6 protein-coding genes and 1 pseudogene are annotated in these 8333 nt (G+C 73.9%); 2 read left to right on the top strand and 5 right to left on the bottom strand.

The genetic code is table 11. The features are described 5' to 3' along the window. Together D450_RS0118070 and D450_RS0118065 are read right to left on the bottom strand one after the other, a co-directional pair. Positions 1–447, bottom strand: a pseudogene (locus D450_RS0118070) (hypothetical protein); the annotation flags it as partial. A gap of 425 nt (positions 448–872) precedes the next feature. After that, positions 873–2186: an ammonium transporter gene (locus D450_RS0118065; RefSeq protein ID WP_017556827.1), complete on the bottom strand. Its 1314-nt coding sequence runs from the start codon at positions 2184–2186 to the stop codon at positions 873–875. Between the two features lie 402 nt (positions 2187–2588). Here D450_RS0118065 and D450_RS0118060 point away from each other — a divergent pair, with 402 nt between their 5' ends. Continuing rightward, positions 2589–3545 (top strand): ABC transporter ATP-binding protein, encoded by a 957-nt coding sequence (locus D450_RS0118060; protein ID WP_017540059.1) that lies wholly within the window; start codon positions 2589–2591, stop codon positions 3543–3545. 3 nt (positions 3546–3548) lie between these two features. Further along, a complete protein-coding gene (locus D450_RS0118055) occupies positions 3549–4340 on the top strand; it encodes an ABC transporter permease (RefSeq protein WP_017540058.1) in 792 nt (263 codons plus the stop codon). 120 nt (positions 4341–4460) lie between these two features. Here the strand turns inward: D450_RS0118055 and ftsY are convergent, their stop codons facing one another. The 3 genes from ftsY to D450_RS0118040 form a co-directional block, all read right to left on the bottom strand. Continuing rightward, positions 4461–5639 carry a signal recognition particle-docking protein FtsY gene (gene ftsY, locus D450_RS0118050; protein WP_017540057.1) on the bottom strand — a complete coding sequence of 393 codons (1179 nt, stop codon included), beginning with the start codon at positions 5637–5639 and terminating at the stop codon, positions 4461–4463. A 252-nt stretch (positions 5640–5891) separates the two neighbouring features. After that, positions 5892–6923 (bottom strand): FecCD family ABC transporter permease, encoded by a 1032-nt coding sequence (locus tag D450_RS0118045; RefSeq protein WP_017540056.1) that lies wholly within the window; start codon positions 6921–6923, stop codon positions 5892–5894. Between the two features lie 4 nt (positions 6924–6927). Continuing rightward, positions 6928–7869 (bottom strand): ABC transporter substrate-binding protein, encoded by a 942-nt coding sequence (locus D450_RS0118040; RefSeq protein ID WP_017540055.1) that lies wholly within the window; start codon positions 7867–7869, stop codon positions 6928–6930. Positions 7870–8333 lie beyond the last annotated feature (464 nt).

The raw sequence follows: 8333 nt of genomic DNA, 5'->3' as shown, positions 1-8333 counted from the left end.
GCCCCCCCCCCACGCCCCGCCGTACTGGTCGGAGTCGGGGTTGGCGATGGTCTGGTCGAGCCAGAACTCGTCGGGGGCGTTGAGGAACAGGCGGCCCTCGGCCTCCAGGACCTCGGCCTCGTTCTCGCCCTCTTTGTACGTTCCCTGGACCGCCCCGGACGAGGTGACCGTCAGGGCGGCGTCGTTGACCCCCTCGCCCTCGCCTCCGGAGGCGAGCTTGCCCTGGACCGCGACGGCGTCGGAGGACGCGAGCCGTTCGAGGGCGCCCTCGAGGACCGGCGCCGCCTCGACGGGTTCGGCCTGGTCCTGCGTCTCCTCGCCCCCACCGGGGCGCAGGTCGCTCAGATCCAGGTTGCAGCCGGCCGCGACGACCGCGACCGCCGCCGCCGTCGCGGCGTAGGCGAGCGGTCGCCCCGACCGCCGTCTGCTGGACTTCACCGGCGCCATCTTGCCTCCAGGCCCCTTGCGCTCGGCCCGTCCCGCGGCAGATGCCGACGGGCGCACGCAGAGATTTCGGGCTGTCGTTCACTCGGTCACGGGAGCGCGCGGGAGCCTGTCCCGGCTCCGGGCGCACAACGGCGGGCCGCTCCACGAGATCGCAGCGCCGGCGATCGCACCGGCGGCCGGTCGTCGGACCCGTCCGTGGGTGTCAGAGTACCGAACCGCGCCGCTTCTCCTTGCAAACCGCGGCCCAGGTTTCGCCCAGAGTCACCCGCGCAGGCCGGACGCGGCCGCCGCCGCGTCCGGTCCCGGCCCCCGACACACCGCTGGGCCGGCGATGGGGCGGTCCCCGTCGTCGGCCCAGCCTTACGCGCCTCCCGGCCGCGTGCCCCCCGTCCGCCCCCTCGACGCTGAGGGGGCGGGGGCGGGGGCTACCGGGAGGCGACCTCCTCGCCCGGAGGCGTCGGCGAGGAGAGCTCGGTCACCTCTTCGTCGTCCAGCTCGTCGAAGGCGTAGGCGGTCTCGGAGTGCAGCTCGTGGTCGAGCCCGTTGGTCTCCACGTGGACCGGGATCCTGAAGCCCATCACCAGGTCGATGACCTTGGCGACCACCCAGGTGACGGCGAAGGAGTAGAGCGCCACGCCGACCACGGCCACCGCCTGCACCGCCAGCAGCGCCGGGGAGCCGCCGTAGAGCAGCCCGTTCTCCCCGCCGGTCGCGGCCGAGGCGAGCAGGCCGATGGCCAGCGAGCCGATGATGCCGCCGACCATGTGCACGCCGACCACGTCGAGGGCGTCGTCGTACTTGAACTTGAACTTCCAGCTGATGGCGTAGGCGCACACGGCACCGGAGAGCACGCCGACGCCGATCGCGCCGACCGGGGTGACGTCGGCGGCCGCCGGGGTGATGGCGACCAGGCCGGCGATGGCGCCGGAGGCGAAGCCCAGCGCGGTGATCTTGCCGTAGCGGATCCGCTCCACCAGCATCCAGGCGCCGGTCGCGGCGGCGGTGGCCACCTGGGTGTTGACCAGGGCCAGGGCGGCGGTGGCGTCGGCGGCGTAGGCCGAGCCCGCGTTGAACCCGAACCAGCCGAACCACAGCAGGGCCGCGCCGAGCAGGACGAAGGGCAGGTTGTGCGGCCTCATGGACTCCGAGCCGAAGCCCTTGCGGCGGCCGAGCACCATGGTCAGGGCCAGCGCGGCGGCGCCGGCGTTGATGTGCACCGCGGTACCGCCGGCGAAGTCGACCACCTCGGCGCCGCCGATGGTGATCTGGCCGACCCAGCCGCCGCCCCACACCCAGTGCGCGACCGGGAAGTAGACCAGCAGCGACCACACCGGGACGAACAGCAGCCAGGCACCGAACTTGGCGCGGTCGGCGATGGCGCCGCTGATCAGGGCGACGGTGATGACGGCGAACATCATCTGGAAGCCGGCGTCGACCAGCAGCGGGTAGCCGCCCTCGGGGTCGACCTCCCCGATCATGGTCGACAGGCCGGCGTCGCTGAGTCCGCCGATGAACGGGGAGAGCGGGCCCGAGCCCTCTCCGTAGGCCAGGCTGTGGCCGACCAGGACCCACAGGACGCTGACGATCGCGATGCTCGCGAAGCTCATCAGCATCATGTTCAGCACGCTCTTGGCCCGGGACATGCCTCCGTAGAAGAAGGCCAGTCCAGGGGTCATGAGCATGACCAGTGCAGCGCTCACCAGCAGCCAGGCGGTCGTGCCCGTGTCGAGCCCTTCCATGGTCGCCTCCAAGCAGGGATGGGGGATGTGTACGTACTCCTCGGTGATGCGAGCACGTCGTCGGGCCCGGCGCGTTCACCTCGACGGACACGATCGTCCCGGCCTGTTTCCCGGTGGAGCCGTGTCTGTTGCGCACGCGTAAAGCATCTGGTCGGGCGGTTACATCCGCGTGTCGCGGACGGGCGGAACCGGAGCGGGGCGCGGAGGGCGCGGGCGCTCCCCCGGTGCGGACGGCCCGTGGGCAGGGCCGTGAGGGGCCCAGACCGTGTTAGGGCCCGGTCAACGCTTCCGGCGGGGGTTTGCCGGGCCGTCTTCCGGTGCATGGGAGAGGGAGGATGCGAAAACCCTCGACCCCCGCACGCCGCGCGGCCCGCGGCGCGCGGCACGGGAAGGCGGGTCACCATGGCCGCAGAGCAGGCGCGGGACGGGGACCCGCCAGCGATCGACATCAGCGGGCTGACCAAGAGCTACGGGCGCCGCACCGCGCTCAACGGCGTCGACCTGCGGGTCCGTGAGGGCGAGGTGTTCGGGTTCCTCGGCCCCAACGGCTCGGGCAAGACCACCACGATCCGGGTGCTGCTCGACCACATCCGGCGCGACGCCGGGAGCGTGTCGGTCCTGGGGCGCGACCCGCGCACCGACGGGGTCGCCCTGCGCCGGGAGGTGGGCTACCTTCCCGGTGAGCTGACCATGGCCGGCCGGAGGTCGGCCGGGGACCTGCTGGGGTTCTACGCCCGGCTGCGCGGCGGGGTGCCCCGGGCGCGCATCGAGGAGCTGGCCGGGCGGCTCGGTCTGGACCTGCGGCGCCCGGTCCGCGGGCTCTCCAAGGGCAACAAGCAGAAGGTGGGGCTGGTGCAGGCGTTCATGCACCGGCCGCGGCTGCTCATCCTGGACGAGCCCACCAGCGGCCTCGACCCGCTGCTCCAGCAGGAGTTCCTGGCGATGGTGCGCCAGGCCCGCGAGGCGGGGGCCACCGTCTTCATGTCGTCGCACGTGCTGAGCGAGGTCCACGACGCGGCCGACCGCGCGGCGATCATCCGCGACGGCCGGATCGTGGCGACCGAGGACATGGACGCCCTGCGCGCACGGGCGGTGCACGAGTTCTCCATCCGGTTCGCCGAACCGCTGGGCGAGGCGGAGGCGCGGGAGTTCGGGGCGCTGGAGAACGTCCGCGGCGTTCGGACCGAGGGCGACCGGCTCACCTGCACGGTCGACGGCAGCCCGGACGCGCTGGTCAAGCTCGCCGCCCGCAGGACGGTGCTGCTGATGTCGGCCGTCGAGCCGGACCTGGAGGAGCTCTTCTTCACCCACTACGCCGACGGGGCCGACGGCGGGGCGGCCCGCGAGGGAGGGGGCTGACCCATGGGCGTCCAGGTGTTCGGCCGCTTCCTGCGCGAGCGCGCGCGGGGCCTGGCCGGCTGGTCGCTCGCGGTGGCGGCGGTCACGGCGATGTACGCCGCGTTCTGGCCCACGATGGCCGACACCGCCGACCTGATGCAGCAGTACATGGAGGCCATGCCCGCGATGGGCGAGGCCATGGGGTGGAACGACATGACCTCCCCGGAGGGCTACATCGAGGCCACGGTGCTGCTGCTGGTGCCGGTCCTGATGGTGGTCGCGGCCATCGGCGTCGGGGCGCGGGCCGTCGCCGGCGACGAGGAGGAGGGCGCCCTCGAACTGGTCATGGCCTACCCGGTGGGCCGCACCTCCCTGCTGGTGCAGCGCTTCGCCGCGTCGGCGGTCCACACCGCCGTGCTCGGTGCGGTGATGTTCCTCGTCCTGCTGGGGCTCTCCCCCGTGCTGGACCTGGGCATCGGCGCCGGGCACCTGGCGGCCGCCTGCCTGTCCACCGCCCTGGTCGCGCTCTGCTACGGAACCGCGGCCTTCGCCATCGGCGCGGTGACGGGGCGGCGCTCCTTCGCCATCGCGGGCGGGGCGTTCCTGGCCGTGGTCGGCTACCTGGGCGACACCTTCGCGCTGACCGTGGACGACCTGGAGTGGATGCGGTTCACCTCGGCGTTCTACTACGGGTTCGACCCCGAGCCCCTGGTGAACGGGGTGGACCCCGGGTACACGCTCGTCATCGCCGCGGTGCCCCTCGTCCTGGCGGCGGTGGCGGCCGCGGTCTTCGCCCGGCGCGACGTGCTGGTCTGAGCGGCGCCGGCACAGGCGCCGGCACCGGTGCCGGCGCCCCCGGCCGCACGACGACGGCCGCCCCTGCCCGGAGGGGATCCGGGCGGGGGCGGCCGTGTGCGCCGGCGCTTCCGCCCAGGCCTACTCCTCCAGGAGGGCGTCGACGAACTCCTCGGGGTCGAACGGCGCCAGGTCGTCGGGCCCCTCGCCCAGGCCCACCAGCTTGACCGGGACGCCGAGCTCGCGCTGGACCTGGATGATGATGCCGCCCTTGGCCGTCCCGTCCAGCTTGGTCAGCACGATCCCGGACACGTCCACGACCTCGGCGAACACCCGCGCCTGGCGCAGGCCGTTCTGCCCGGTGGTGGCGTCCAGCACCAGCAGCACGTCGTCCACCTGGGACTTCTTCTCCACCACGCGCTTGACCTTGCCGAGCTCGTCCATCAGCCCGGTCTTGGTGTGCAGGCGGCCGGCGGTGTCGACGATCACCGAGTCGGCGCCCTCCTCGACCCCGCGCGCGACGGCGTCGAAGGCGACGCTGGCCGGGTCGGCCCCCTCGTCCTTGCGGACCACCGGCGCGCCGACCCGCGAGCCCCAGGTCTCCAGCTGGTCGGCGGCGGCGGCGCGGAAGGTGTCGGCCGCCCCCAGCACCACCTTCTTGCCGTCGCCCACCAGGACGCGGGCGAGCTTGCCGGTGGTGGTGGTCTTGCCGGTCCCGTTCACGCCCACGACCATGACCACGCCGGGGCGGCCCTGGTGCGGACCGGTGTGCACGGTGCGGTCCATGTCCGCGCCGATGTGGCCGAGCAGCTCCTCACGGAGCATCGCCCGCACCTCGTCGGGGCTGCGGGTGCCCAGCACCTTGACCTTGGTGCGCAGCCCCTCGACGATCTGCGACGCCGAGGTGACGCCGACGTCGGCGGTGATGAGGGTGTCCTCGATCTCCTCCCACGCGTCGTCGTCCAGGGTGTCGGAGGAGAGGATGTTGAGCAGGCCCTTGCCCAGGGTCGACTGCGAGCGGGCCAGGCGCGCCCGCAGCCGCACCAGGCGGCCCGCAGACGGCGGCGGGGTCTCGATGCTCGGCGCCGCGGGGGCCTCGGCGGCCTTCTCGGGGAGCGCCTCGGGCTCGGCGGTGGCGGCGCCCGACCGCTCCCCCTCGTCCTCGGCCGCTTCAGGGGCGGCCGTGGTGGTGCCGCCCTCCTCGACGGGCGGGGCCTCCTCCTTGCCCGCCCCGGGACGGCGCGGCCGGATGAGCACGACGCCGCCGAAGACGAGCAGGGCGACGACGAATACGGCAACAGCGAAGATCGTGTAGTCCATCAGTCTCCTAGCGAGGTCCCCCGACCCGCGGGCGAGAGGCGGTCTCCAGGCTCGGACGACCGCCGCTCCGGCGCCGGCCGCACGGTGGTGGTCGTGATCGGCGGGGGCGCGGTCCAGTCTCCCAGATGCGGGGGCGCGATCCGATCACGTCCGCGCCCCGTTCCGGTCGCGCAGCGCACGGGGCCCGGGTCAGGGTACGTGTGCGGTGGGCGGCGCCCGGCCGCGCACCGGGAAGGGCCCCGAGGGGGCGCCTCAGGTGCCCTGCGCCCGCGTCGCACGCAGGATCATGACGAAGAACGGCGCACCGAGGAAGGCGGTGACCACCCCCAGCGGCAGCTCGGCGGGGGCGATCAGGGTGCGCGCGACGACGTCGACGAGCACCAGGAAGGCGGCGCCGCACAGCAGCGACATGGGCAGCACCAGCCGGTACCCGGTGCCCACCAGCCGGCGCACCATGTGCGGGACGACGATGCCCACGAACCCGATCAGGCCGCTGACCGAGACCGCGGCCGCCGTGCCCAGGGAGGCCGCGGCGATCACCGCCAGCCGCACGGCCGCGGTGTTCAGGCCCAGGCTCACCGCCTTCTCCTCGCCCAGGGCCAGCAGGTCCAGCATCGGGGCGCAGGCCAGCATGCACACCACCGACAGCACCGCATAGGGCAGCACCGTGGTCACCTCGTCCCAGCCGCTGCGGACCAGGCCGCCCAGCACCCAGGAGAAGATGCGCTGCAGCTCGTCCGTGCGCAGCTGCTGGACCAGGGTCTGGGCCGCCGACAGGAACGAGGAGACCGCGACCCCGGCCAGCACCAGGGAGGCGGTGCCGCCCCGGCCGGCCGAGTGGCCCAGCGCGTAGGCGGCGGCGACGCCGAGCAGCGCGCCGGCGAAGGCGGCCACCGGGACCATCGAGCGGGGCGCGTCGAACCACTCGGCGCCGAAGGCGATGACCACGGTCGCGCCGAGCCCGGCGCCGCCGGCCGCCCCCAGCAGGTAGGGGTCGGCCAGCGGGTTGCGGAACACGCCCTGGTAGGCGGCGCCCGCCGCGGCGAGCAGCGCGCCCACCAGGGCGCCCAGCACCACGCGCGGCAGGCGCAGTTGGACGAGCACGGCCATCTGGCGGTCGTCGAGCGGGGACTCCGCCCCGGGCAGCACCCGCGCCGCGACGGCGTGGACGATCTGCCAGGGGGTGATGGAGGCCGCGCCCGCGGCGACGCCGACCAGGGCCGCGGCGGCCAGCACCGCCGCGGCGCCGGCCAGCCAGGGCCAGGCCGTGCGACCGCGTCCCACCCGCTCAGTCCTCCTGGGCGGCGATCACCGCGTCGGAGACACTCTGGACCAGGTCGACCACGCGCGGGCCCCAGCGGGAGGAGATGTCCTGGTCGAGCTGGACGATGTCGCCGTTCTCCACGGCGGTGACGGTGTCGAAGGCCGGGCGCGTCTCCAGGTCGTCCACCGCGTCCCCGCCGGGGTAGCCCAGGAAGACCAGGTCGGGGTCCTCCTCGACGACGAACTCGGGGGACAGCTGCGGGTAGCCGCCGGACTCGGCGGCGCCCTCGGTGCCGTCGGCGATGTTCTCCAGGCCCAGCTCGGAGTAGACCTGGCCGATGAAGGTGTCGGAGGTGGCCGAGTACAGCGAGTCGTCCACCTCGTGGTAGACGCTCAACTCGGTGTCGCCGAGCGCCTCGCGGGTCTCGGTGGTGATCTTCTCGATCTCGTCCCGGATGCGCTCGGCCTCGGCGTCGGCCTCCTCCGCGTGGCCGGTGGCCTCGCCCAGCGTCTCCAGCTGCTCGTAGGTGTCGTCGAAGGCGGTGGCGGCCTCCAGTACCAGGACGGGCACCCCGACCGACTCCAGCTGGTCCGCGGCGCCCTCGGCGTCCTGGGACATGACCACCAGGTCGGGGTCCTCCTCGGTGATGGCCTCGACGTTGGGGGTGAACCCGGACAGGCCGGTGGTGGGGGCCTCCTCCGGGTAGTCGGAGTGCTCGTCCACGGCGGCGACCTGGTCGCCGGCACCGATGGCGAAGAGCATCTCGGTGCTCGACGGCGAGAGCGAGACGATGCGCTCGGGCTCGGCGTCGACGGTGACCTCGCCCCGGGCGTCGTTCACGGTGACCGGGTAGGCGCCCCCGGCGTCGGCGGAGCCCTCGCTCCCGCCGGAGTCGGAACCGCCGCAGGCGGACAGGACGAGCACGGCGGGCAGGGCGGCCGCCGTGGTGAAGCGTGCGATGCGCACGGCACTCCTTCTTGCTTGTGGCGTGGGGAAGCACCGAGCCCGCCGAGGCGGACTGTCCCTCCCACGAGGACAGTGGACGCCGGCACCGCAGAGGCGACCTGGCTCGTCCCGCCCCGGAGGGCGGGCGTCACAGTTGCGGGGCAGCGCCGGATCCGGGCGGCCGCAGGCTGCCCTCCCGGACTTCGCTCACGCGGTGCCGTTGACCAGCCGCTTCACCGGAGGCGAAGGACCAGGTCAACGTGTCCACTTTAGTCGCTCCCGTCCGATCCTCGGCGGCCCGCTCCCCTGACAGGCCCATACACGGTGGCCACCGCCCCGCCGAAGCCCCCGCCGGCGGGCACCGACGGACGCCGACGAGACCCGCTTCCACACTCCCGACGGGCCGCCCGCCGGTCGGCGGAACCCCGCACCTCCCGGTAGCGCTGCCACCCGACAGGCGGGCGGCCGGTCACCGGAGAGGGCGA

Source organism: Nocardiopsis halophila DSM 44494 (genome assembly GCF_000341245.1).
GTDB classification, from domain to species: domain Bacteria; phylum Actinomycetota; class Actinomycetes; order Streptosporangiales; family Streptosporangiaceae; genus Nocardiopsis_A; species Nocardiopsis_A halophila.
The sequence above is the reverse complement of the archived record's forward strand: the minus strand, read 5'-3'. Positions and strand labels throughout refer to the sequence as shown.